This window comes from Ornithinibacillus californiensis, from assembly GCF_001038485.1.
In the GTDB taxonomy this organism is placed as follows: Bacteria; Bacillota; Bacilli; order Bacillales; family Amphibacillaceae; genus Ornithinibacillus; species Ornithinibacillus californiensis.
The window spans coordinates 85904-110752 of sequence record NZ_LDUE01000021.1 but is presented as its reverse complement, the minus strand read 5'-3'; the positions used below and the strand labels follow the sequence as shown (position 1 = coordinate 110752).

Genomic DNA, 24849 nt, shown 5'->3' with positions numbered 1-24849 from the left:
TCACCTATAAGATGGGTGAAAAACAGGTAAATTAATCAGGTATGGATTAAAAATTGTTAAGTTCGACAAACTATGGAAAAAGGGAGGTATCGTAATGCATACGATGTGGAAGGGTACCATTAGCTTCGGACTTGTAAATATCCCGGTTAAAATGCATGCAGCTACCGAGAATAAAGACGTTTCCTTAAGACAGCTCCATAAGGAATGTAAATCACCAATTAAATATGAAAAAGTATGCCCGGTTTGTGAAAAAGAAATTGGAACAGATGACATTGTAAAAGGATATGAGTACGCGAAAAATAAATTTGTCATCTTAGATGATGAGGATCTTGCTGAATTAAAGAAGGAGCAAGAGGACCGGGCTGTCGAAATCATTGATTTTGTAAAATTAGAGGACATTGACCCGATTTATTTTGAAAAAAGCTATTATTTGTCACCGAATGACGGTGGTGGTAAAGCATATGGCTTATTACGTGCTGCCCTTGAGGAAAGTGGTAAAATTGGCGTTGCTAAAATGATGATACGTTCTAAAGAGCAGCTTGCGGTTATTCGTATTTATAAAAATACGTTAATCGTCGAAACCATCCACTATCCAGATGAGGTGAGAGATGTAGCTGAGGTTCCGAATATACCAGAGAATGTGGAGATTGCGAAAAAGGAATTAGATACAGCAAAAATGTTAATTGACCAATTAACAACGGAATTTGATCCAGAAAAATATAAGGATGAATATCGTACAGCACTATTAGATCTAATTGAAGAAAAGAAAAATGCAGATCAAACAGCAACGGCAAAAGATAAACCTAAAGCAGATAATGTAACAGACTTAATGGGAGCATTACAAGCATCGTTAGAAAGAGCGAAAAAGGACAAACCAAAACCATCCCAACCGAAGAAGAGGAAAACGGCAGCTAAGAAGAAAGCAGCACAGTAAGCGAAATTTATAAACGATTACTCCAGTGATTAGAGTTTGTTTCTAATCACTTTTTTATTTGATAAATTACGTTAATTACCCAATCAACCCAAATACATACATTACAGTCCAGTATCAATCTTTCAATGCCTTTACATGTCGTTAACAACCACACTAAATCGTGTGGGACAATGCGTATTACTATTCCGAAGTGGGTAGAAAAGTAATACCACCGAAATTTAATGTAAAGGAATGAGCATCTTGGAGCGTAACGCATATTTTGATAATGCAAAAGTACTGTTAATTTTCTTAGTGGTATTCGGGCATGCAATCCAGCCGTTTATTGATGGCTCTGTTGGAATGCATACGTTATACACATGGATATACACGTTTCATATGCCAGCATTTATATTCTTAGCGGGCTTTTTCGCAAAAGGATTTGGAAATAAAGGATACATTTTAAAGTTAGCTAGAAAGCTATTACTGCCATATATAATTTTTCAATTAATTTACTCTTCCTATTATTACTTTATCGGGAAATCCAATTGGCTAACTGATATCTTTTATCCGCATTGGTCTTTATGGTTCTTAATTAGCTTATTTTGTTGGCATATTCTATTAATTTTATTTAAAAGATTTCCTGCCTATGCTAGTCTGACACTCGCAGTATTGCTAGGTATCTCTGTCGGTTATTTAGCAGCGGTAGGGCACTCGTTTAGCTTATCTAGGACATTTGTATTCTTTCCATTCTTCCTACTAGGTTATTGGTTAAAAGAAGAGCATTTAATGTTAGTTAAGCGTAGAACTGCAAAATTCATTTCAATAGGTGTTATGGGAATAATCGCTATTGCCATTTATATAGCTCCCGAGATTAATACGGGTTGGTTACTTGCCTCTAAATCGTATTTTGATCTAGGTATGCAAGAGTTTGGTGGGGTTGCTAGACTGCTTGTTTATGTCACGTCAACCTTAATGGCAGCAAGTGTACTTGCGTGGGTTCCGAGAAAACATTATAGTTTTACAAAATTAGGAGAAAGAACTCTATATGTTTATTTATTACACGGGTTTATTATCCAGTATTTCCGAGCGTATGATGTGTTTGAGGTTCTAACTCCATTTGACATCATTGGTCTTGCTGGTGTTTCTTTTATCATCGTTCTCTTGTTGTCCAGTAAACCAGTAATAACCTTTAGCCAACCATTTATTGAATGTAGATTTAGTTATTTGAAAAAGTTGGTAATGACTTCACGTAAAAGTGAAACTATTTCTTAAAAACATTCGTATATATAAGTAGCCCCCCTTTTTCTAGAAAGTATAAAAAAACCAAACCTGTGCCCCAGGTTTGGTTTTTTGCTTTCAGTTAGAAAATGATATGTGCAATTAGAACAATGATTGGTAGTGTAATGATTGTTCTTAGTAGGAAGATGATTGCTAAGTCTTTGAAGGATACTGGGACTTTGGATCCTAGTAAAAGTCCTCCAACTTCTGACATGTATATTAGCTGTGTTACGGATAGGGCGGCAATGATGAATCGCGTAATTTCTGCTTCAATCGATGCGCCGATTACTGCTGGTAGAAACATGTCTGCAAAACCTATGAGAATCGTTTCCGATGCCTCTGCTGCATATGGAACTTGCATTAGCTCTAGAATTGGAATAAATGGCATGCCTAACCATTGAAATACCGGTGTGTACTCGGCAATAATTAGTGCAACTAAACCAAATGCCATTACGACTGGCGCCACACCCATCCACATATCTAGTACGTTTTGGCTTCCTTCCTTCATAAACTGATAAAAGCTAGTTTCGCGTTTTGCTCGGTTAATCGCTTTTTCATAACCGAACGTGAAAGAATTATGACCCTCAGGAATTTCTTCCTTAATCCCAGTAGCCTGTTCATTTACATACGTATCGGCTTTCCGGGAAAGAGGTGGGATTCTAGGCATAATTAACGCAGCAACTAACCCAGCAATAAGAACTGTTACATAAAACGGGACGAACATAGACCCTAATCCAACCTCTGTAATGACCACCAATGAAAAGGTGATCGATACGACAGAGAAGGTTGTACCGATGACTGCTGCCTCACGTTTTGTATAATAGCCTTCTTCATATTGTTTACTTGTCAGTAACACACCGATTGTTCCATCACCGACCCATGATGCAAGTGCATCAATGGAAGATCTTCCTGGAAGCTTGAATAACGGGCGCATTAGTTTGGTTGTTAACGTGCCAAACAGTTCCATTAAGCCAAAGTTCATTAAAAGAGGAAGGAAAATACCAGCAAATAAGAAAACGGCGAAAAGGACATGTAATAGGCTATCTAATAATAATTGACCCGTGTCTTCACCATGAATTGCTTCTGGTCCAATTTTAAAATAAACCATAATGGCAAACACTGCAGCGAGTACTCTAGTAATCGTCCAAAACCAATTGACATAGAGTAGCTTTTGGAAAAATGGTGTTTTTGCTAATCCATGATAGCCAATTACTCTGGCTACTAGTGTTAGTAGAGCAGTAATTGTGATTATAATCATCATAATAAGAGACAACTGACTAGCAAGTTCAACTTGTACCCAATTTGCCAAAAGTGCTATTGGAATAGTAAAACCATCATCGGTTGAAACAGGAATAATAAATAGTAATATACCTAATAAAGAGGGAATAATAAATTTCAACTGTTCCCCAAATGTGTAAGAATTTCTCATGATAAGCCACCTTGTACATGTTTGTTATTAGTATGTAGAAAAATCTACATTTGAATCACTGTTAATTAGTATAATTATTGTATATATATTTGTCAAAGTGTATTTTTATTAACTTCATAGAATAATAGAGGTCATGATCTTCTGTTTGTATAGTACTTACTTAGAAAATGGTACTTTAATAATATGGGGATAGTAATTATTAACTAATTATATAGAAAAATGTTGTGTATATATTCTAAAAATTGTACTATATAGATGATACATAGAAAGAGGGGGAATAGGGCTGTATGAAAAACTACTTGCAAATGCATAAAGAAATACAAGAGAAGTTAGATCGAAAGCTTACCGTAAATGAAGTAACGTTTTTGCAATGGGTTTTTAGTCGCTATCTAGAAGAAAAAAAGGAGCAAACTGCCTAACTTTTTCTTACATAATATAAATATTCCCTAGGATAAAAGCGAAGTCTTGAGTGTTCAAGGCTTTTTTGTTTGTGATTATACAACTCGTACAAAAAACGTAAAAGACTTTCCTTTATAATACATATTCTTTTCGGTATGATAGAAAAAGACGACAATAGTAAAGAGGAGTGTCATAGGTGGCAGTTGAAAATGATAGAATTCTGCAGAAATTGATGCGTGAGCTACAACAAGCTAAACAAAACCAGCATAGCCAAGCGGATATGCTAAAACATATTGAAAATATAAGGTTACTATGTGACTTATTTCTACCAGCCGAGGATCAGCCTGCAGGTACAACAGAAGAGGCAACTAAAATTAGTGATGCAGAATTAAAAGCGATGATAGGTGAGTCAAAATCACCTAACCCACCGCAACAAACAACATTTAAAAAATCTATTGAGCTAGACGATGAAGAAGGAACTGGAGATTCTATTTTTGACTTCTAAGAGGGAGAGGATAAGGTTATGAAGATATTTCTAATACTTGGCGTAATTAATGGGTTTCTTGCGGTTGCACTCGGTGCATTTGGTGCCCATGGACTTGAAGGGAAGCTAACAGAAAAAGCACTAGGAACCTGGGAAAAGGCTGTTACATATCAAATGTTCCATACGGTTGCTTTATTAGCTACAGGAATAATTGGCTTGAAAATCCAGGCTAGTAGCTTGTCATGGGCTGGTTGGTTATTCTTTATCGGGATCATTCTATTTTCTGGAAGTCTTTATATCTATTCAACTACAATGATAAAAACATTTGCGATGATAACACCACTTGGTGGCGTGGCATTTTTAATTGGCTGGGTTTTACTCGGTTATACTATTATGAAGTTTTTATAAGAAGATCAGTAGAAAAGTAGCCAGTAAAATTAACAGTACGGACCGAAGTATTTGTTTTGCTCCATGGGCTTGGTTGCGCATATTCATAGCAATCAGGCCATCGAATATGAGACTTGCTGCAACTAAGTAAAGACATAGAATAATGAGCAAGAAAACTCCTTGTATTAAGGCGATAAGGCCAAAGACAAGTGCTAGCCCAATCGCAACAAGTTCACCTCGAATGAATTTTTCATATGGATGTCGCATAAAATCGCCTCAATCATTTCATTATGTAAAGGTAATTCTTAAATGTCTTAGTTAGTGCATAAAACCCGCCCCGGAAATATACTTCGCTTTCCGCGGGCGGCTGGTAAGCCTCCTCAGAGCTAAAGCTCTTGCGGGGTCTTACCTATGCCTATCCTCCCGCAGGAGTCTCCGTATATTTCCGGGGCTAATGTTGTATTCCTATCTTTTATTAGTTAAGTCAAGCCTCAAGCTTACATTATCTTGGATTGTATGTTGCCATGTTTGGATTGCTTCCGTATGGGTACTCGTAATTTAATTCTTCATCAAAGGTCACATAATCAAGGTAAACCATCAATAGTAAGTAACGCTTCCCTGTTTGCGGATCGCTAAGTATGATATGATCTCTACCAGCAGCTTCCACGACTCCTCGGAATATTTTTGCATTCCATTCAGAATTATTCTCAAACGTCATATAAACAGTAGCAACTTTTCCACGATTTAATCGCAATATATTCTCAATATACGATTGTTCGGATGGAAGCATTCCTGGAACATCAATAAATGGTGATTGTTGCTGTTGTTGCTGCTGAGCAGGCTGTTGCCCTTGTGGGAATCCAAATTGGCGATAATTAAATGGGTAATATGCTGGAGAGGATTGCGGGAAGTAGTAATACGGTTGTTGCCCGAAATTTGCATTGTGCTGTGACTTTCCTTGGTTGTCTGTCATTTTATATACCTCCTAAAAATAATAATCTAAAATACCGTTGGACAGTCTGAAGCAGTGGGGGAGTAGAAACAATGTGCTTTAAACCTGCCACTATTCCATTGATCGTACCATTGAGCAGGACATGTTCCTTCAGGTCTGAAAAACCATAGTGAGTTAGTCGCAGGATGGAATCGTTCCCCTTTTATCGTCCGACGAGCTAATCGCTTTTCTGAATCTCTAGCTCGCTGATAAAAATAGCCCTTTATAGTAGCTTCAAAGCCACCGGGTCTTTGAAATACCATATCATTAATACTACGTATATCTTTAAAATCTAAGCAGTCAGCTCTGACGCGGTTAACGCCTGTATTTCCGACCATTAGCATTCCTAGTTCGCCATCACCTTCCGCTTCAGCTCGGATTAATCGTGCGAGCAAATCAACATCCTTTTCGTTATGCGCTATTACCATTCGTACACCTCACTTTATCCAAGGTCTACTATGATTATATGTATGAGTGGGCGGAAAGTGATATGACTAGAGAAATTAATTAGGAAAAAATTTGTATCTGGTAGAAATAAAGGGGGACCCAGTGAAAGAAATTTAGTGGGTTTACATAATCTTTAGCAAGGAAACTAGAATCTTTAGCGTTTTATCATCAAACTTTAGCGATCACGTGGGAATCTTTAGCGATTTTTGACAAAACTTTAGTTTTTCATGCAATGTTGCATGAATAAGCATAAAAAAAGACTTCCTGTCGAAACAGAAAGTCTTCTACATTCGATTTAAACTTCCATAAACTTAGCAATTTCTTCTTTCTTCAATAGATTGCCGACAAAGAACTCACCAAACTCACCATAACGAGAGCTTACTTCATCAAAGCGCATTTCATAGACAATTTTCTTGAATTGAAGCGGCTCGTGAGCGAATAGGGTAACGCCCCATTCCCAGTCATCTAGACCGATAGAACCAGTAATGATTTGTTTTACTTTACCTGCATATTTACGGCCAGTTTTACTGTGCTCATAAAGTAATTTACCACGCACATCTTTTTCTAACGTATACCAGTTTTCTTCGCCAACACGACGTCGATCCATAGGATAGAAGCAAGCATGCTCCCATTTCGGTAAAATAGGTTTTAGACGAGCTTGCGTTTCTGGTAATGTTTCTGGATCAATTCCATCTTTTGCTGGGCGATATTTGGAAAGCTCAACAACAGAAACATAAGAATGCGCAGGAGTTAAGAACTCTGCAAATTTTGATTTGTTTAGTTCAGTTTCTAGTTCATTTAGTTCATCCATAGTAGGACGTAAGAACATGAACATTAAATCAGCTTTTTGTCCGACAATTTTGTACATCGCATGTGAACCATTTTTTGCTTCTTCAACAGCATCCCATTTTGCAATTAGCGCTTCAAAGCTTGCGATCGCTTCTTTTTGTTCTTCCGGTGTTACAGTCTTCCAGAAGTTCCAATCTATCGTACGGAAATCATGTAAGCTATACCAACCATCCATTGTTTCGACAGCTTCTACCATATGTATCTCTCCTTAAAAGTAATATCATTAACATAAGTTTACTATATCACAATTGAATTTCATAATCATGAAAGAGGTCTCCTCGCACAAATGAACAGAAATGTTGATATACCAAGGGTTTAGGGTGGGAATGGTTGGTTTGTCACCATATTGTCAATTCTAATAAGGTGTCGTTCTTTTTCATTACGCTACGAATTGTACTATCATAATAGTAGTAAACATTATAATCTGTGTAATTTTTCATCGTATTGATACATATTAAAGACATACAATAATTGGAGGTTTATAAATGAGTAATTTATTTGATGAGGTAAGATCCCAAGTTTCCGGCAAAAATAAATCGATAGTATTTCCAGAAGGGCTAGATGAGCGAATTCTAGAAGCTGCTAGTAAATTAGGAAAAGAAGGCGTATTAAATCCTATTATAGTTGGAAGTATGGAAGCTGTTCAGCAAAAAGCTGATGAAATTAATGTCGATTTAAGTGGGGTTACTTTGCTAGACCCTACTAGCTATGAAAAGTTTGACGAAATGGTTCAGCAATTTGTGGAACGACGTAACGGGAAAGCTACAGAAGAAGATGCTCGTCAATTGTTGTTGGATGAAAATTATTTTGGAACGATGCTAGTTTATATGAATGAAGCGGATGGATTAGTTAGTGGTGCTGCCCATTCAACTGCTGACACTGTTCGCCCAGCCCTGCAAATTATTAAGACAAAAGAGGGCGTGAAGCGAACATCAGGTGTGTTTATCATGGTACGTGACGATGAAAAATATGTCTTTGCGGATTGTGCGATAAATATTGCCCCAGATCATGAGACTCTCGCGGAAATTGCGATTGAATCTGCTGCTACAGCTAAATTATTTGGGGTGGACCCTAAAGTTGCTATGTTGAGCTTTTCTACCAAAGGCTCGGCAAAATCGGCTGAAACAGAAAAAGTAGTAGATGCACTGCAAATAGCGAAAGAGAAAGATACTTCCCTTGTAATTGATGGGGAATTTCAATTTGATGCTGCCTTTGTTCCAAGCGTTGCAGCAAAGAAAGCACCAGATGCTGTCATACAAGGCGATGCAAATGTATTTATCTTTCCAAGTCTAGAAGCGGGCAACATTGGTTATAAAATTGCCCAACGATTAGGTGGCTTTGAAGCAGTGGGCCCAATTTTACAAGGTTTGAATAAGCCAGTTAATGATTTGTCACGTGGATGTAGTGCGGAGGATGTATATAATTTAGCGTTGATTACTGCAGCACAGGCTGTGAAGTAATAGGAGGAAGCTTGCAATGGAAGTCTATTGCAGGCTTTTTTTATTAAAGGAACACTTGTTCTTATTTTGGTTATGTGTTAATCTGTTATTAGATATTCCTCTTCGTATTTTCCTCTACTAAAACCACAAAGGATGTGTAAAAATGTCTGTACTTTCTCTTATAAGAGAAGAGTTCAATTCTTACACACACCACGATCAACTGTTCAAAGAATTAATTCGAAACTTTTTTAAGGAATTTCTTGAAGTGTTTTTCCCTGAAGTCTATGAATACTTAGATTTCCATTCTGTAAAACCATTATCAGAAGAAGTATTTACTGATTTGCATGAAGGTGATGCGAGAAGATTGGATATAGTTATAGAGACAAAAATTAAGGGCCAAGATAGTTTAGTAATAATACATATTGAGCCCCAAAGTTCGAAACAAAATCATTTTCACGAGAGAATGTATCTATATTTTAGCCTCCTATATAATAAGTATCGAAAGCCCATTATTCCTATTGCAATCTATACCTATGAAGAAACGTTAGAACCGAATGAGTATAAAATGGAATTTCCATATTTCAAAGTATTGACATTTCATTTTCTTACGCTACATTTAAAGAAAAAGAATTGGCGAGAATATATAAGATCCGATAATCCTGTTGCGGCGGCTTTACTAAGTAAGATGGGCTACAATGAATATGAACGAATAGAGGTAAAAAAGGAATTTCTAAAAATGCTTGTTCGAATGGAACTAACACCAGCAAAGCAAAGGTTAATATATGGATTTTTTGAACGTTACCTAAAACTAAATGAAAAGGAGGAGGAAGTATTAATGGAAGAAATTAAACAGTTGGAAGATGCGGATAAGATCTTAGAGATTCCTATTTCTTATGAGGAGAAGGGAATACAGAAAGGAATACAGAAAGGAATACAGAAAGGAATACAGAAAGGCATACAAAAAGTTGCTTTAGAGATGCTTAAAGAGGGATTTCCTATTGATACGATATCTAAACTTACCCATTTAGAAAAACATGAAATTGAGGATATGAAAAAATCCTTATAGCATTCTATTCTCTTCAGCAAGATTATTCATTCTTCTTAGCTCTGTATTTCAATTGGAAATTCAACGGTTAGGGGGACGGATCTTGATGAATAAACACTTATTTCTTTTCGGAGGCGGCTCACCTTTTACGAGTGAGTTTGCTAGGAAGTTTGTCGGGTTATCCTTGGGTGGGAACATTGCCATACTGTACTTAGACGGTGGAGAACCAATTATCCCTAGGTATACTAATCTATTAGAGCTATATGGTCAGTATACGTTTACACACATACCGCTCCCATCGACATCTGTAGAGGAAGCAAGCAATCTAGTAGAAAATAGTACGGGAATTATTATCTGTGGAGGGGATTCCATAGGATATGCTGACCATATCGTGGATACACCAATCTCTGAAGCTGTACGAGTCGCATATGAAAAAGGAATTCCAATAGCAGGATTTTCCGCAGGTGCATTAATAAGTCCTGAGATTTGCGTTATCTCTGCTCGAGATAGTGGACGGATGGAATACCTGAAGAGAAAAGGCTTAGGTCTTATTCAAGATACATTAATTGCAGTACACTTTTCGCAATGGAACGAACAGGACCATTTGAAACAAATTACTGCTGAAATATCTACTACCTACAATTATGGAATTGATGAGAATACGGGACTTTACGTGAAAAACGGTATACTTGAGGAAATTGAAGGTGGCGGTGTCTACACGATCAAAAAAGGAAGCTTAATCCAAATTCATTAAGCTTCCTCCTGCATTTCTTTGAGGCTTTCATTTCTCTTCAACATCTGTTCATACCTTTTTTCAAACACATCTAGTTCATCTTCAGAGAACGGAATTTCGACTACCTCACCTAATTCCTGCAAAGTAGATAAGACGCGGTGTTTCATGTCATTTACTGTCATTGGATGTCCTGTAAGCTTCGACAAGGATGCCATTACATTTGGATTAACATTAGGATAGGTGAATTTCGTTTCTTCTTTTTTCTTACTAATATCATAAAATTGGCGTATTAACGAAGCACGCTCATAGCTATTTCCTTCTATATCTAGATAAATCTGTATTGCTGCTCCATCTCGAACTCTTCTCTGCGAAATGCCAGCAAATTTCTTTCCATCTATACTCAAATCATAATCACCAGGACAATAGGATTCGACAATCTCATAAGCCTCGATTTTATTTGTCACATCACGGAGCATATGTTGGACAAAGCTTACCATGACCTCGTAGCATTCATGAATGGATAAATGTTTTACACCAGGAAGAACGAGTGAGAGATTTAATACACCATCATCTAGCGCTACAGCAAGCCCTCCAGAGTTCCGAACAATAACATGGTATCCATGACTTGCTAATAGCCTCACACCCTCATCAATATAGGGGAGACGGGCATCTGGTATACCTAGCACAATCGTTTTTGGATGGACCCATAAACGCATGGTCGGTGGTGACTTCTCTAAACTAACTGAAGTTGCCAGTGCATCGTCTATGGCAAAAGCTGTTAGTGCGGTATTCGACACATGGTGAAAAATATTTTCATTTGTATGGTCAATGTAGCGAAATGTCGTATGGTGTATGATTTCCTGCCAATTTTTCATCTTGTACTCCTTTGTCAATTTCCGAAATATGTCTTTTTTCGTCTGACTATCTATTATATAATATAACAAAATCGCCTGATAGAAACGAGTTGAAACATTGTGGCTTACAAAGATGAACAACTACAAGAGGAAAAGGTGTTTAAAGACCCGGTACATCGATATGTTCATGTACGTGATCGTGTAATTTGGGACTTAATTGCAACACCTGAATTCCAACGCCTCCGCCGAATTAAACAACTAGGAACGACAAATATCACTTTTCACGGGGCTGAGCATAGCCGTTTTAATCATTCTCTAGGAGTCTATGAAATTGTCCGTCGCATCATTAATAACTTCCAAGATCGTCCACATTGGAATAATGATCAGCGCTTGCTTTGCATGTGTGCGGCATTACTTCATGATTTAGGACATGGTCCATTTTCGCATTCCTTTGAAAAAGTTTTCAAGCTAGATCATGAGTATTTCACGCAGGCAATTATTTTAGGGGATACCTTCGTTAATAAAGTATTAGAACGTGTGAGTCCGGGATTTGCTCAAGAAGTAGCGGATGTTATTGCGAAGACACATTCCAATAAGCTCGTAGTTAGCTTAATCTCCAGTCAAATTGACGCGGATCGTATGGATTATTTACAGCGTGATGCGTACTTTACAGGGGTAAGCTATGGGCATTTTGATATGGAACGGATTTTACGTGTTATGCGTCCAATTGAGGACCAAGTAGTTATTAAATCTTCAGGAATGCATGCGGTGGAAGATTATATCATGAGCCGTTATCAAATGTACTGGCAAGTATATTTCCATCCAGTAACTAGAAGCGCGGAAGTTATTCTAACGAAAATACTGCACCGTGCGAAGCATTTATATGAAGCTGATTATAACTTTAAGCTAAAGCCAATTCATTTTCTGTCCTTCTTTACCGGAGATGTATCGTTAGAAGAGTACTTAAAGCTAGATGAATCTATTGTCCATTATTATTTCCAACTTTGGCAGGAAGAAGATGACAAGATTCTAAGCGACCTATGTGAGCGATTCATGAATAGACGCTTATTTAAATATGTGGAATTTAATCCGAATAAACAAATAAGTGATTTAATGAGACTCATGCAGTTATTTAAAGATGCTGGAATTGACCCGGATTATTACCTTGTGGTGGATTCATCTTCGGATTTACCGTATGACTTTTACCGTCCAGGTGAGGAAGAAGAAAGACTTCCGATACACTTACTTATGCCAAATGGTTCCTTGAAGGAGCTCTCTAGACATTCCGATATTGTAGAATCCATCTCAGGAAAAAAACGAACAGATCATAAATTATATTTCCCGAAAGACTTTTTACAGAAAATTGATGATGAAAAAATCGTACAAGAAATCACTGGAATTTTATATGGCAAGGAGAGGGAATAAATGCTTGAAAATCATGCGAAGTTAATGCGGTTTTTCTCTGAAGCAAAAGAGGTAACTGGCAGAAAGAAACTGCAAAAAATGGTCTATATTTTGCAATCATTTGGTATTCCTTTTGAGGAAAAATTTCAATTTCACTTTTACGGTCCCTACTCAGAGGAGCTTATGCTGCGAGTAGAAGAGTTATGTAACCTTGGATTTATTCATGAAGAAAAAGAAGTAAAAAGCAATTATTTTCAATATCATTATACGTTAACAAATGAAGGTACAGATTTCTTAAACCAGTTTTCGGTCGAAATGCCAAACTGCTTGGAAAGCATCGAACTATTGCAAGGTAAAAGTTCACGTTTTCTCGAATTAGTTTCTACGATGTTATATTTTAAAGATTTACCAAAGGATGACGTGGAAGCGAAAGTCCTTGCGGTAAAGCCAAAGCAAAAGTATAGCGAAGAAGAAATGGCGGAAGCATGGAATTTAATCGGTGAATTAGCGGAGAGGCTACACTAGGTTCTGTAAACGTGATTTTAGTTGGTAAGCTATGCTACAATAGTGAAACAATGTAGTTTATGTTTAGGAGGCTTACTAATGAACGGAGATAATAAGAACCGATTTACCATTATTAAAGATGATTCTAATGACGGGCATGGTGGATATGGTGTCGGTGCCATTAGTTTAGAAAACATGTCATCAGTAATTGTGGACCCAAATGAAAATAAAGCTTATATCGATATGGGTGCAATGCATGCGCGTAGTGAAGTAGAACGCCGTGTGAAATTCCAACCGGAGCGAGATAAGGTTCCTGATGGAAAATTATATTGGATCGTTTGGGTAAATGTCGCTCGTAATGAAACTGGCCCATATTATGCGGGTGTCACTGGGTGTGAAATTGTAGTGGACCGACCAAACAAAATTGCATATAAATCAATGCCAGAGCACGTCAGAAATATGGAAAAGTCACTAAAAGGTCATATCATTGTAGAACATATGGATGAACACTCTAGACATCTATTACGAGATTTCTTAAAGGAATTCAAGCCAGAATTCTGGGAGAACTCTACAGATGAATTGAAGGATTCACTAGAATAGACAGAAGAGACTAGCAGCTAGAAGGGTTGTTAGTCTTTTTATTTGTAAAGCGGAATGAAACTTCCTGATGACTTAGTCGTATGAAATACAAATGGAAGGGGGCGAAAGTGATCAAATTAATAAAAGGTTTGCTAGTCATTTCTATGCTTATTTTTTCATAAATAGAGAATAAAAAACTAATAGAGAAAGTGACAATTTAGAAAAAGTGACCAAATTGTGTCTGAATAATGAAACTTCATTTAAAATCTTGTACTTTGCCTCAGAAATTTGTAAACTAATTATTACATGGGCTTACTCATGTATTACTAGGACAAAAAAGAAGCCGACTACTGCAAACTGGACACTTGCAGAGAGTCGGCTTCTTTTGTTTGTAGGACTTTTGGAGAAGATATCAACCGAAACTTAAAGTGTTTCAACCGAAAATTCAATAGCATCAACCGATTAATCAAGGGTATCAACCAAAAAACATGATCATCAACCGAAATAACAAAACATCAACCAAAATCCAAAGACTATCAACCAAATATTTAAATTATCAACCGAAAGTTACAGAACATCGACCGAAAGCCCCGCAAACAATTAATCCCAAAACACTTCAAACCACCGCTGGAACAATCCTTTTTCCTTTTCATCTTCTTGATGGTCTAAGTCATCCCCATAAAAATGATCCGAACAGTGGAAGTCGGGTTCCGTTCCTTCCTCGAAAAACATCACAGTACTCGTTGGGCAATGTGGAGTGGCCCGTAGTCCAGTCGCAGGATCAACCGGGACTGCGACCAGTTCTGCGGGTGCTTCAAAATGTTCCTTAGGCTTTCCACGGTGAGTGCTTTCCATAAATGTCGTCCAAATTTCCTTGGAATAAGAACGTTCTGGAACGGATGTAATCGTACGGTTGTCATCATATCCCGTCCATACACCTGTTACGAGGGAGGGGCTATATCCGATCATCCAACTGTCCGAATCAGTGGAACCAGTTTTACCTGCATAGGTGCGAGTTAATCGGTTGGCTACTGAAAGACCTGTAACCGATGTATGTCCATTCAATGACTCATCAAACATTCCTGTCATCAGTTGTGTAAGGATAAAGGCATTCTGTGGATCAAGTGTGAGTTCTTCTTTGTCTTTTCGTTCATAGACGGTCTTCCCCTCCCGATCTACGATTTTTTCAATCGTATGACCATCTATTTTGTAGCCACCATTTGCTAGCATGCCATACCCAGAAACCATTTCCTCCACGGAGACGGTTGCGGTACCGAGGGCTAGGGAAGGTACTGCTGGCAATTTACTCGTAATTCCAAATCGGCGAGCAGTTTTTACTAGCGTTTCTGCACCTAGATACATATTCGTTTTTACCGCATAGATATTATCGGATAACGCTATGGCTTGGGCTAACGTAATAGGTTCATCCGCGTAATACCCATTAAAGTTACTAGGTTGATAAACGTTTCCATCGCCAATCTCAAACACAGTTGGTTTGCTCATAAGCATCGTTGTTGCCGTATATCCATTTTGTAAAGCGGCATAGTACAAGAAAGGTTTGAATGTTGATCCAGGCATACGTTTTGCTTGGATAGCTCGATTAAAGGGACTCTCGCGGTATTCACGTCCACCAACCAAGGCTCGAATCGCGCCGTTAGTCGGATCGGCTGCTATAGCACCGACCTGCATGTCACTAGAGTCATTCATCGTTTTTGTAACGCTTTCTTCTAACTTTTTTTGCATATCAATATCTAAAGTGGTGTAAATTTGATACCCGCCAGATCGAACGGATTCTTGATCGACTTCAAGTCGATTGGCAGCTTCCGTTAATACGGTATCCTGAAAGTAGGGTCCAATCGTAAGTTGTTTCCTTTCTTTTGGGTCAGCAAAAGTGAGCTGTTTGCTACTAGCTAGCTGGTACTCTTCTTCCGTAATGACATTTTTCTCCTGCAAAATTGCTAAAATTTGCTGCTGTCGGTTCGTTGCTCTTTCCAGGTCGTTCAGAGGAGAATAGTAGGTTGGACCTTTAGGTATACCTGCAAGCATGGCCGCCTCAGCTATTGTTAATTCATCTGCAGATTTATTAAAAAAGTGATGACTAGCAGCTTCAATTCCATATGCACCATGGCCATAGTATACGGTGTTTAAGTAGCCTTCCAATATCTCTTCTTTTGAGTAATACATTTCTAACCGAATCGCATAAAAGGCCTCCTTCAGCTTCCTCGACCATGTTTTTTCGTGGGAAAGATACAGATTGCGGGCATACTGCTGAGTAAGGGTACTTGCACCTTCTTTTAAGGACATTGTTTTAATGTCTTTAAGAATAGCACCTAAAATTCGTTTGATATCAAATCCGTTATGATCAAAAAAACGTTGATCTTCAATCATTAGTGTTGCATCAATAATATTGGGTGACATTTTCTCTAGCCCGACCCATGAGCGATTCTCTACACCGTGCTCTTCACCAATTACTTTACCAGTTGTACTATAATAAACTGTTTTTTGATCGTTTAATAAACTAGGTGCACCTAATAGGAAGGCAAGGAAGTAGACGAATAAAATTGCCGAGACGAAAGATAAGGTTAGTCCAAAGGTTACTTTTAGGAGTATACGTTTTATTTTTTTAGATAGAGCTAATTTCGTCATTTTTACGGACCCCATTTATTTTTGTCGTAAACTGTCTATTATTATCATTATGGGAAAAGTGGTGGCGAAATAAACTTCTAATTATATATATTGAAATCAGCCATGGATTCTAGCTATAATAGTAAAATATGAGCAAATGATGGGGCGACAAAAAATGGAAAACGAAGTAATCATCCAATTACATACTGTTATTGATGATCATGGCAACAAGGAAACTAGTAGTAGCAAGCAGGTAGGAAATTACTACAGGAAGAATAATATCGACGTATTAGCCTTTGAGGAGAAGACAGAGGATGATTTTTCGATAAAAAGTATGATCACTATTCAGCCAGGTAAGGTGAATATTAAACGATCGGGATCGGTTTCCATGAATCAACAATTTCGTTCGGAAAAAGTGACTGAGAATGTCTACACCCATCCACATGGGCATCTACACATGGAAACGTACACGAAATCTATCCGATATCAAGCACTTGAAGATGGGCAAGAGGGACAGTTGGAAATTGACTATACCGTAAAACTGAACGGACAGGATGAACGTAATCACTCGCTAGTGTTGAATTATAAAAAGGAGGACGCAGAATGAACGTTTTAGCGCAAACAGAAAATAATTTAAAAGAACAGATACGTGCTGCAGTAGTAAAAGCTGAATTGGCTCAAGAGGCAGACATGCCAGATGTGATTTTAGAAAAACCAAAGGATAAATCGCATGGGGATTTTGCGACGAATATTGCGATGCAATTAGCTCGTATAGCGAAAAAAGCACCAAGACAAATAGCTGAGGATATCGTTGCTAATTTAGATGCATCCAAAGCTTCTGTAGAAAAAGTAGATATTGCAGGACCGGGGTTTATCAACTTCTTTATGAAAAATGACTTTTTAACAGATTTAATTCCTACGATTTTAGAAGCGGATGAAGCGTATGGAAAAACGGAACATGGCAAAGGATCCAAGGTTCAAGTGGAATTTGTTTCCGTTAATCCAACTGGAAATCTACATTTAGGTCATGCTCGTGGAGCGGCTTATGGTGATGTGCTCTGTAATGTGTTAGATGCAGCTGGCTACCAAGTCGAACGTGAATATTATATTAATGATGCAGGAAATCAAATTGATAACCTAGCTTTATCTGTCAATGCTCGCTATTTACAAGCATTGGGCCAAGATGTAGAAATGCCAGAGGACGGTTACCGTGGCCAAGATATTATCGAGATTGGAAAAGAGCTAGCAGCTGAACATGGAGACAAATATGCCAATCTTTCAGAAGAAGAGCGCCTAGCACACTTTAAAGAATATGGATTAGAACACACTTTAGGGAAAATTAAACACGACCTGAATGACTTTGGTGTTCACTTTGATAATTGGTTCTCAGAGAGAAGTCTATATAAGAATGATGAAATTGCGGATGTATTAGAGAAGCTAAAAGCAGGGGACTACATTTATGAGCGTGATGGAGCAACCTGGTTCCGATCGACGGATTTCGGTGACGATAAAGACCGTGTCTTAGTAAAAAATGATGGCGCCTTTACGTACCTGACTCCGGATATTGCTTACCATCAAAATAAATTAAACCGTGGCTTTGATAAATTAATTAATGTTTGGGGCGCCGACCACCATGGATACATCCCTAGAATGAAGGCGGCAATTCAGGCATTAGGATATGAAGCGGACCGTTTAGACGTTAAGATTATTCAAATGGTAAACCTATTTGATGGTGGCGAGAAGCTACGCATGAGTAAGCGTACAGGTAATGCGGTATCACTTCGAGAGCTAATGGATGAAGTTGGTATTGATGCGGTTCGTTATTTCTTCGTAGCACGCTCAAATGATTCTCAGCTTGACTTTGATGTGGAACTAGCACGATCACAGTCTAATGACAATCCAGTTTACTATGTACAATACGCACACGCTCGTATTTGTACGATGTTGAAGCAAGCAGAAGCGAAGGGGATAGAAGTAAAACAAACTTTTGATTCATCTCTACTAACTTCTGATAAAGAATTAGATCTTTTGAAGAAAATGGGGGATTACCCACAAGTAATCGTGGATGCAGCAGAAAAGCACGCACCACAAAAAATCACCCAATATGTCTTTGATCTAGCTTCTTTACTACACAGCTTCTATAATGCAGAAAAAGTGTTAGATACCGATAAACTAGAATTAACCAATGCACGTATCGCATTGATGAAGGCAGTGCGTACGACTATCGCGAACGCACTACGATTAATTGGTGTCAATGCACCGGAGAAAATGTAAACTTGTATCTATAGTTGAAACCTAGGGAATCCTAGGTTTCTTTCTATTTATAGAACTTTTTAATCATATTATCTACTAACCATATAATTCTTAAAAAACTGGTTGACTGAATAGTCATTCATAATTTATAGTAGTAGATGAACTACTCTTTTTTATTTTCGGAAAAATGCAATCGCTATCATTTTCACATCAAAGGTTATTCTTTGCAAGAAAAATAATACATTAGGAAAAAGGGACAGTCAGGAGGAGCAGCAGATGGAAAATGTTTTCTTGTTAGTCAATACATTACTTTTTATCGCTATCGCACTGTATGCATTTTATCTATTTGGTAGAGTCATAGCAACCCGGGTAGCCTATATCAGAATAGGAAAGAAATCAGAGTTTGATGGGGATATCAAAGAAAGGGTAAATCGGATTATAAAGATCGTATTCGGTCAATCCAAACTATTAAAGGATAAAAAATCCGGTACGATCCATGTCATGATGTTCTATGGATTTATTCTTGTGCAATTTGGTGCAATAGACTTTGTTGTAAAAGGAATTTCTCCAGGAAATCACTTACCATTTGGATTTTTATATCCTGGATTTACCTTCTTCCAGGAAATCGTTACGTTAACGATACTAGTAGCGGTTATTTGGGCATTTTACCGTCGCTATATTGAAAAGCTTGTCCGACTAAAGCGTGGATTTAAAGCAGGGCTAGTACTAATTTTCATTGGTACATTGATGCTTTCGGTATTGCTAGGAAATGGTATGTCCCTAATCTGGCACGGGGAAGGGGCAACATGGACAGAACCTGTAGCGAGTCTAATTGCAACCATCTTTGGATTCTTATCGCCAACAGCAGCCATGGTCATTTTCTTTGTAGCATGGTGGATTCATAACTTAACACTACTAACATTCTTAGTATATGTACCGCAATCCAAGCACGCACACTTAATTGCGGCACCAATTAACGTGTTTTTAAGTAAGCGTGTACCAGGTAAATTGAAGAAGCTAGATTTTGATATTGATGAAGATAGTGAAGAAGAAGTTGCGTTTGGCGTAGGGAAAGTAGAAGACTTCGAGCAAGTACAAATGATCGACTTTTATGCTTGCGTTGAATGTGGTCGCTGTACGGATGTTTGTCCTGCGTCTGGCACAGGGAAGATGCTATCACCAATGGATTTAATGGTTAAAATCCGTGACCATTTAACGGAAAAAGGTGCAGCGATTACTGGGAAATCACCTTGGGTCCCTGCATATGCATTCTCGAATACACAAGGAAACCAACTTGCTAAAGGTGCTAAAAGTGAAGCTGCTGCTACAATGGAAAGCTTCAGTTTAATTGGGGATGTCATTACAGAAGAGGAAATCAGTGCATGTACGACTTGCCGTAACTGTGAAGATGCATGTCCAGTAATGAACGAGCACGTAGATAAGATTATCGACTTAAGACGCTACCTAGTGATGACAGAAGGTAAAATGGATGCAGATGTACAACGTGCTGTAATGAATATTGAGCGTCAAGGTAACCCATGGGGATTATCGAAAAAAGACCGCATCAAATGGCGTGAAATTGATGAATCTGTATACATTCCAACTGTGAAAGAATTGAAAAAAGAAGGCAAAGACTTCGAATACTTATTCTGGGTAAGCTCGATGGGTTCATTCGATGCACGCAGTCAAAAGATTGCCATTGCTTTTGCTAAACTAATGAACCAAGCTGGTATTAGCTTTGCAATTCTAGGAAATAAAGAAATGAACTCTGGTGACACAGCACGACGTATCGGAAACGAATTTTTATTCCAAGAAATTGCAGAGAAAAATATAAAAGAATTTGAGAAAAACGAAGTGAAAAAAATCGTAACCATCGATCCGCACGCATACAATATCTTTAAGAATGAATATCCAGACTTCGGTTACGAGGCAGAAGTGTTACATCACACGCAAATGCTGTATGACCTAGTCATGGAAGGCAAATTGAAGCCATCAAGAGCGATCAATGAACGATTAACATATCATGATTCTTGCTACTTAGGAAGATACAATGGCGTTTATGACCCACCACGTGAAATCCTAAGCGCTATTCCAGGACTAGAACTAGTCGAAATGGAACGCAGTAAAGAAAATGCAATGTGCTGTGGAGCAGGTGGCGGTCTGATGTGGACAGAAGAAACAACTGGAACACGAATCAACGTTGCCCGTACAGAACAAGCACTTGCCGTACAACCAACGATGATCTCCAGTGCATGTCCATTTTGCCTAACCATGCTAAGCGATGGTACAAAAGCAAAAGAGGTAGAAGAAGACATTAGCACAATGGACGTTGCAGAAATCCTTGCACTATCCGTATTTGTTGAAGAAGAAGTAAAAACAGCGTAAGTTAAATAAGAGGGGTCCTTCAAAAGCACCCCTCTTATTTCAAGAAAACACACTGAGCGAGCGTTCAATCGTATGAGGCATAATGAAAATTAACATAAATTGTTTTAAAAAGATTAATAGGTTTTAGCTGTTCTATTAGTAAATGGCTCTGAGCGGGCCGAATACACGGAGACTCCCGCGGGAGAAGTGACCAGGGTGAGACCCCGCAAGAGCTTTAGCTCGAGGAGGCTTACCGGTCACCCGCAGGAAAGCGGAGTGTATTCGGATCGCGGGCTTGGCCTCACAACAAGTCTAAATAAAATTAATGATAATGAGAAAAAGAGGAGGAAAAGTAACATGAAAAAATCTGTAATCGTATCTGGGGCTAGAACCCCTTTCGGAAAATTCGGTGGAGGGCTAAAAGCTCTAACAGCTTCCCAATTAGGTGGTAAAGCAATCAAAGCAGCACTAGAACGCGCAGGAATGGATGGCACAGAAGTTGGCGAAGTTATCATGGGGAATGTATTGCAAGGTGGCCAAGGGCAATTACCATCTCGTCAAGCATCACGTGAAGCAGGTCTTCCTTGGGATGTAAAAACGGAAACAATCAATAAAGTATGTGCTTCCGGCCTTCGTAGTGTCACTCTAGCGGATATGTTAATTCGCCTAGGAGAAGAAGATGTCATCGTCGCAGGTGGAATGGAAAGCATGAGTAACGCACCGTATTTCTTACCTGATGCACGCTGGGGGAACCGTATGGGCGATAAACGCGTTGTCGACATGATGATTCATGATGGGCTAACATGTTCCTTTACAGGGGCACACATGGGTACTTACGGGAACTCTACAGCGGATGAATTTAGTTTAACTCGTGAAGCTCAAGATGAATGGTCGTATCGTAGTCATATGCGTGCGGTGAAAGCAATCGAAGAAGGAAAATTTAATGAAGAAATCGTTGCTGTTGAAATCCCACAGCGTAAAGGCGATCCTGTTTTAATCGACAAAGATGAAGCACCAAGAAAAGATACTAGTTTAGAAGTGTTAGCAAAGCTTAGACCTGCTTTTGATAAAGACGGCACAATAACTGCTGGTAACGCACCAGGAATTAATGACGGTGCAGCGGCATTTGTTATCATGTCTGACGAAAAAGCAGCTAGCCTTGGCAAAAAGCCATTAGCAACCATTCTTGGTCATGCGGAAGTTGCTGTAGAAGCAAAAGACTTCCCGAAAACACCTGGTATCGTAATTAATGCACTATTAGAAAAAACAGGTTATACAAAAGATGATATTGATTTATACGAAATTAACGAAGCATTCGCAGCTGTATCGCTAGCTAGCTCGGTAATTGCTGATCTTGATCCGGAAAAAGTAAACGTAAACGGTGGAGCGGTTGCACTTGGACACCCAATTGGGGCAAGTGGCTCTCGTATTATCCTAACACTAATTAATGAGCTAAAACGTCGTGGTGGTGGATTAGGAATCGCTGCAATCTGTAGTGGTGGCGGTCAAGGTGATGCGGTATTGATTGAGGTAGCAGGAGAGTAATTTTATTGGTTTGGTTGATATACTGGCGCAAATGGTTGATATTCCCAAAAAACGGTTGAAGTTTCGGGAGAACGGTTGATATATAATCAAAAACGGTTGAAGTTTCTGGATAACGGTTGATATATGGTCAAAAACGGTTGAAGTTTTTGGAAAACGGTTGATATATGGCCAAAAACGGTCGATGTTTCCTGAATAACGGTTGGCGTATAACACGACACGTCAAAAAAAATTGCCAGAAAAGCCCACTATAATCTATTAACCTACCAAACTACTTTTCTGGCTCCAAGTAAACACAGGAGGTGCAACACATGAAAACTGTAATGGTAATCGGTGCCGGACAAATGGGGGCAGGAATTGCTCAAGTCTGTGCACAGTCAGGGTACCAAGTATTTTTAAATGATATGAATGAAGCGGCTTTAGAAAAAGGAATGAAAAATATTGAGAAGCTCTTATCACGTGCTGTAGATAAGGGGCGTATGACAGAAACGGAAAAGGTAGACACGCTAGCTAGATTAACGCCATCCACTTCCCTACAAGATGCGCAAAACTGTGATTTAGTTATTGAAGCAGTCGTAGAAAATATGGACGTAAAAGAGAGTGTATTCAAGCAATTAGATGAGATTACACCAGCACATGCGATTCTTGCATCCAACACTTCTTCACTTCCTATCACAGAAATTGCAAGCGCTACCAATAGACCGGAACAAGTCATTGGAATGCATTTTATGAATCCAGTTCCTGTGATGAAACTAGTAGAGATCATTCGTGGGTTACAGACTAGTGATGAAACATATCAAGCAATTGAAGCAATGACACACAAGTTGAACAAGACTCCTGTTGAAGTGAATGATTTTCCAGGCTTTGTGTCCAACCGTATTTTAATGCCAATGATTAACGAAGCGATTTATACCTTATATGAAGGGGTAGCTTCGGTGGAAGACATTGATACCGTCATGAAACTTGGAATGAATCATCCGATGGGACCATTGCAACTAGCTGATTTTATTGGACTTGATACATGTTTATATATCATGGAAGTGTTGCATGAAGGTTTTGGAGACAGCAAATACCGTCCATGTCCTCTACTGCGAAAGTATGTCAAAGCGGGCTGGCTTGGTAAAAAATCTGGACGTGGATTTTATCAGTACGACTAGTACGACACAGCGTGACATCATAGGAGAGGGGGGCAAACCATGCATTTCAAGTTCACCGACGAACAGCAAATGATGCGGAAGATGGTTCAGGACTTTGCCCAAAAGGAAGTTTTGCCTGAAATAGAAAGAATGGAACAGGAAGAACGTTTTCCGATTGAACTTGTGCGGAAGATGGGCGAACTTGGTATTATGGGGATTCCAATTCCTGAAGAGTATCAAGGAGCTGGGATGGATTATATTTCGTACATTATTGCAATTAATGAACTTTCTAAAGTAAGTGCAGCATTAGGCGTCATTTTATCCGTACACACCTCTGTTGGTACCAATCCAATTCTTTTCTTTGGTACAGAGGAACAAAAGGAAAAATATGTACCGAAACTAGCAACAGGTGAGTATCTTGGTGCATTTGCTTTAACAGAACCGCAGGCAGGATCAGATGCAAAAGGCTTGAAGACATCCGCCAAGCTAGATGGGGATCACTATATCTTAAATGGCTCGAAAGTCTTTATTACCAATGGGGAAGCAGCGGATGTATATATTACATTTGCTAGAACTGCTCCAGGTGCGAATGGGATTAGTGCTTTTATTGTTGAAAAGGGTACGGAAGGCTTTATTATCGGAAAACAAGAAAAGAAAATGGGTCTCCATGGCTCAAGTACGGTTCAGCTGACATTTGAAGGTTGTCGAATTCCAAAAGAACAACTCCTTGGTAAAGAAGGCGATGGCTTTAAAATCGCCATGGCTAACCTGAATAAAGGAAGAGTTGGTATCGCGGCACAAGCGCTAGGGATTGCAGAAGCAGCCTTAGAGCATGCGGCTAACTATGCGAAAGAGCGAGAACAATTCGGCAAACCGATTGCTCATAACCAAGGGGTATCGTTTAAACTAGCGGACATGGCAACCGAAATTGAGGCTGCAAAACTATTAGTCTATCGAGCAGCATCGATGATTGAGAAGAATATACCTTGTGTGAAAGAGGCATCCATGGCGAAGATGTTTGCTTCCAACACAGCAATGAAGGCTGCGGTCGAAGCGGTACAGATTTTCGGTGGCTACGGCTATACGGAAGAATATCCAGTGGAACGACTATTCCGAGATGCGAAGATTACGCAGATCTATGAAGGAACAAATGAAATTCAACATATTGTAATTGCGAATAATTTACTGAAATAG

The 24849-nt window shown here is 38.8% G+C and carries 24 protein-coding genes; 17 read left to right on the top strand and 7 right to left on the bottom strand.

The window, feature by feature from the left end:
• Positions 1-94: 94 nt before the first annotated feature.
• Positions 95-934 (top strand): non-homologous end joining protein Ku, encoded by an 840-nt coding sequence (ku, locus tag TE34_RS05555; protein WP_047983835.1) that lies wholly within the window; start codon positions 95-97, stop codon positions 932-934.
• Between the two features lie 240 nt (positions 935-1174).
• Complete coding sequence (locus tag TE34_RS05550; RefSeq protein WP_047983834.1) at positions 1175-2185, top strand: acyltransferase family protein; 1011 nt, start codon at positions 1175-1177, stop codon at positions 2183-2185.
• Between the two features lie 88 nt (positions 2186-2273).
• Here TE34_RS05550 and TE34_RS05545 read toward each other — a convergent pair whose 3' ends face one another.
• Complete coding sequence (locus TE34_RS05545) at positions 2274-3620, bottom strand: YjiH family protein (protein ID WP_047983833.1); 1347 nt, start codon at positions 3618-3620, stop codon at positions 2274-2276.
• Positions 3621-3907: 287 nt separating this feature from the next.
• Between TE34_RS05545 and TE34_RS21605 the strand changes: the two genes are divergently transcribed.
• From TE34_RS21605 to TE34_RS05535, 3 genes are all read left to right on the top strand, one after another.
• On the top strand, positions 3908-4039 hold the full coding sequence (locus TE34_RS21605) for a hypothetical protein (protein WP_269083149.1): 132 nt from the start codon (positions 3908-3910) through the stop codon (positions 4037-4039).
• 176 nt (positions 4040-4215) lie between these two features.
• Positions 4216-4524, top strand: a complete 309-nt coding sequence (locus TE34_RS05540; protein ID WP_047983832.1) for a YwdI family protein — start codon at positions 4216-4218, stop codon at positions 4522-4524.
• An 18-nt stretch (positions 4525-4542) separates the two neighbouring features.
• Positions 4543-4911 carry a DUF423 domain-containing protein gene (locus TE34_RS05535; protein WP_047983831.1) on the top strand — a complete coding sequence of 123 codons (369 nt, stop codon included), beginning with the start codon at positions 4543-4545 and terminating at the stop codon, positions 4909-4911.
• Here TE34_RS05535 and TE34_RS05530 read toward each other — a convergent pair.
• From TE34_RS05530 to hemQ, 4 genes are all read right to left on the bottom strand, one after another.
• Complete coding sequence (locus TE34_RS05530; protein ID WP_047983830.1) at positions 4906-5157, bottom strand: hypothetical protein; 252 nt, start codon at positions 5155-5157, stop codon at positions 4906-4908. The genes TE34_RS05535 and TE34_RS05530 overlap by 6 nt on opposite strands.
• A 235-nt stretch (positions 5158-5392) precedes the next feature.
• Positions 5393-5863 carry a spore coat protein GerQ gene (gene gerQ / locus TE34_RS05525; protein WP_047983829.1) on the bottom strand — a complete coding sequence of 157 codons (471 nt, stop codon included), beginning with the start codon at positions 5861-5863 and terminating at the stop codon, positions 5393-5395.
• A 26-nt stretch (positions 5864-5889) separates the two neighbouring features.
• Positions 5890-6309, bottom strand: a complete 420-nt coding sequence (locus TE34_RS05520; protein WP_047983828.1) for a cell wall hydrolase — start codon at positions 6307-6309, stop codon at positions 5890-5892.
• Positions 6310-6623: 314 nt separating this feature from the next.
• Positions 6624-7373 carry a hydrogen peroxide-dependent heme synthase gene (gene hemQ, locus TE34_RS05515; protein WP_047983827.1) on the bottom strand — a complete coding sequence of 250 codons (750 nt, stop codon included), beginning with the start codon at positions 7371-7373 and terminating at the stop codon, positions 6624-6626.
• Between the two features lie 289 nt (positions 7374-7662).
• Between hemQ and pta the strand changes: the two genes are divergently transcribed.
• From pta to TE34_RS05500, 3 genes are all read left to right on the top strand, one after another.
• Positions 7663-8637, top strand: coding sequence for a phosphate acetyltransferase (pta, locus tag TE34_RS05510; protein WP_047983826.1), 975 nt, complete (start codon positions 7663-7665; stop codon positions 8635-8637).
• Between the two features lie 142 nt (positions 8638-8779).
• Positions 8780-9682 carry an RpnC/YadD family protein gene (locus TE34_RS05505; RefSeq protein ID WP_047983825.1) on the top strand — a complete coding sequence of 301 codons (903 nt, stop codon included), beginning with the start codon at positions 8780-8782 and terminating at the stop codon, positions 9680-9682.
• 85 nt (positions 9683-9767) lie between these two features.
• Positions 9768-10415 (top strand): Type 1 glutamine amidotransferase-like domain-containing protein, encoded by a 648-nt coding sequence (locus TE34_RS05500; protein WP_047983824.1) that lies wholly within the window; start codon positions 9768-9770, stop codon positions 10413-10415.
• On the opposite strand, the gene TE34_RS05495 is transcribed toward TE34_RS05500, so the two are convergent.
• On the bottom strand, positions 10412-11269 hold the full coding sequence (locus TE34_RS05495) for a lipoate--protein ligase family protein (protein WP_047983823.1): 858 nt from the start codon (positions 11267-11269) through the stop codon (positions 10412-10414). The two genes, TE34_RS05500 and TE34_RS05495, sit on opposite strands and share 4 nt — an antisense overlap.
• Before the next feature lie 99 nt (positions 11270-11368).
• Between TE34_RS05495 and TE34_RS05490 the strand changes: the two genes are divergently transcribed.
• The 3 genes from TE34_RS05490 to TE34_RS05480 all read left to right on the top strand — a co-directional run bounded on the left by TE34_RS05490 (position 11369) and on the right by TE34_RS05480 (position 13756).
• Positions 11369-12673: an HD domain-containing protein gene (locus TE34_RS05490; RefSeq protein WP_047983822.1), complete on the top strand. Its 1305-nt coding sequence runs from the start codon at positions 11369-11371 to the stop codon at positions 12671-12673.
• Positions 12674-13177, top strand: coding sequence for a YwgA family protein (locus TE34_RS05485; RefSeq protein ID WP_047983821.1), 504 nt, complete (start codon positions 12674-12676; stop codon positions 13175-13177).
• A 78-nt stretch (positions 13178-13255) separates the two neighbouring features.
• A complete protein-coding gene (locus TE34_RS05480; RefSeq protein ID WP_047983820.1) occupies positions 13256-13756 on the top strand; it encodes a YwhD family protein in 501 nt (166 codons plus the stop codon).
• A gap of 579 nt (positions 13757-14335) precedes the next feature.
• On the opposite strand, the gene TE34_RS05475 is transcribed toward TE34_RS05480, so the two are convergent.
• Positions 14336-16381 carry a transglycosylase domain-containing protein gene (locus TE34_RS05475; protein WP_047983819.1) on the bottom strand — a complete coding sequence of 682 codons (2046 nt, stop codon included), beginning with the start codon at positions 16379-16381 and terminating at the stop codon, positions 14336-14338.
• A 154-nt stretch (positions 16382-16535) separates the two neighbouring features.
• On the opposite strand from TE34_RS05475, the gene TE34_RS05470 reads away from it, so the two are divergent.
• The 6 genes from TE34_RS05470 to TE34_RS05445 all read left to right on the top strand — a co-directional run bounded on the left by TE34_RS05470 (position 16536) and on the right by TE34_RS05445 (position 24849).
• Positions 16536-16967, top strand: coding sequence for a DUF1934 domain-containing protein (locus TE34_RS05470; protein WP_047983818.1), 432 nt, complete (start codon positions 16536-16538; stop codon positions 16965-16967).
• Positions 16964-18634 carry an arginine--tRNA ligase gene (argS, locus tag TE34_RS05465; protein WP_047983817.1) on the top strand — a complete coding sequence of 557 codons (1671 nt, stop codon included), beginning with the start codon at positions 16964-16966 and terminating at the stop codon, positions 18632-18634. Before TE34_RS05470 ends, argS begins: the two co-directional genes overlap by 4 nt.
• A gap of 255 nt (positions 18635-18889) precedes the next feature.
• On the top strand, positions 18890-20998 hold the full coding sequence (locus TE34_RS05460) for a heterodisulfide reductase-related iron-sulfur binding cluster (RefSeq protein ID WP_047983816.1): 2109 nt from the start codon (positions 18890-18892) through the stop codon (positions 20996-20998).
• A 336-nt stretch (positions 20999-21334) separates the two neighbouring features.
• Positions 21335-22522, top strand: a complete 1188-nt coding sequence (locus tag TE34_RS05455; protein ID WP_047983815.1) for an acetyl-CoA C-acetyltransferase — start codon at positions 21335-21337, stop codon at positions 22520-22522.
• 308 nt (positions 22523-22830) lie between these two features.
• Complete coding sequence (locus TE34_RS05450; RefSeq protein ID WP_047983814.1) at positions 22831-23676, top strand: 3-hydroxybutyryl-CoA dehydrogenase; 846 nt, start codon at positions 22831-22833, stop codon at positions 23674-23676.
• Positions 23677-23715: 39 nt separating this feature from the next.
• Positions 23716-24849 carry an acyl-CoA dehydrogenase gene (locus TE34_RS05445; protein WP_047983813.1) on the top strand — a complete coding sequence of 378 codons (1134 nt, stop codon included), beginning with the start codon at positions 23716-23718 and terminating at the stop codon, positions 24847-24849.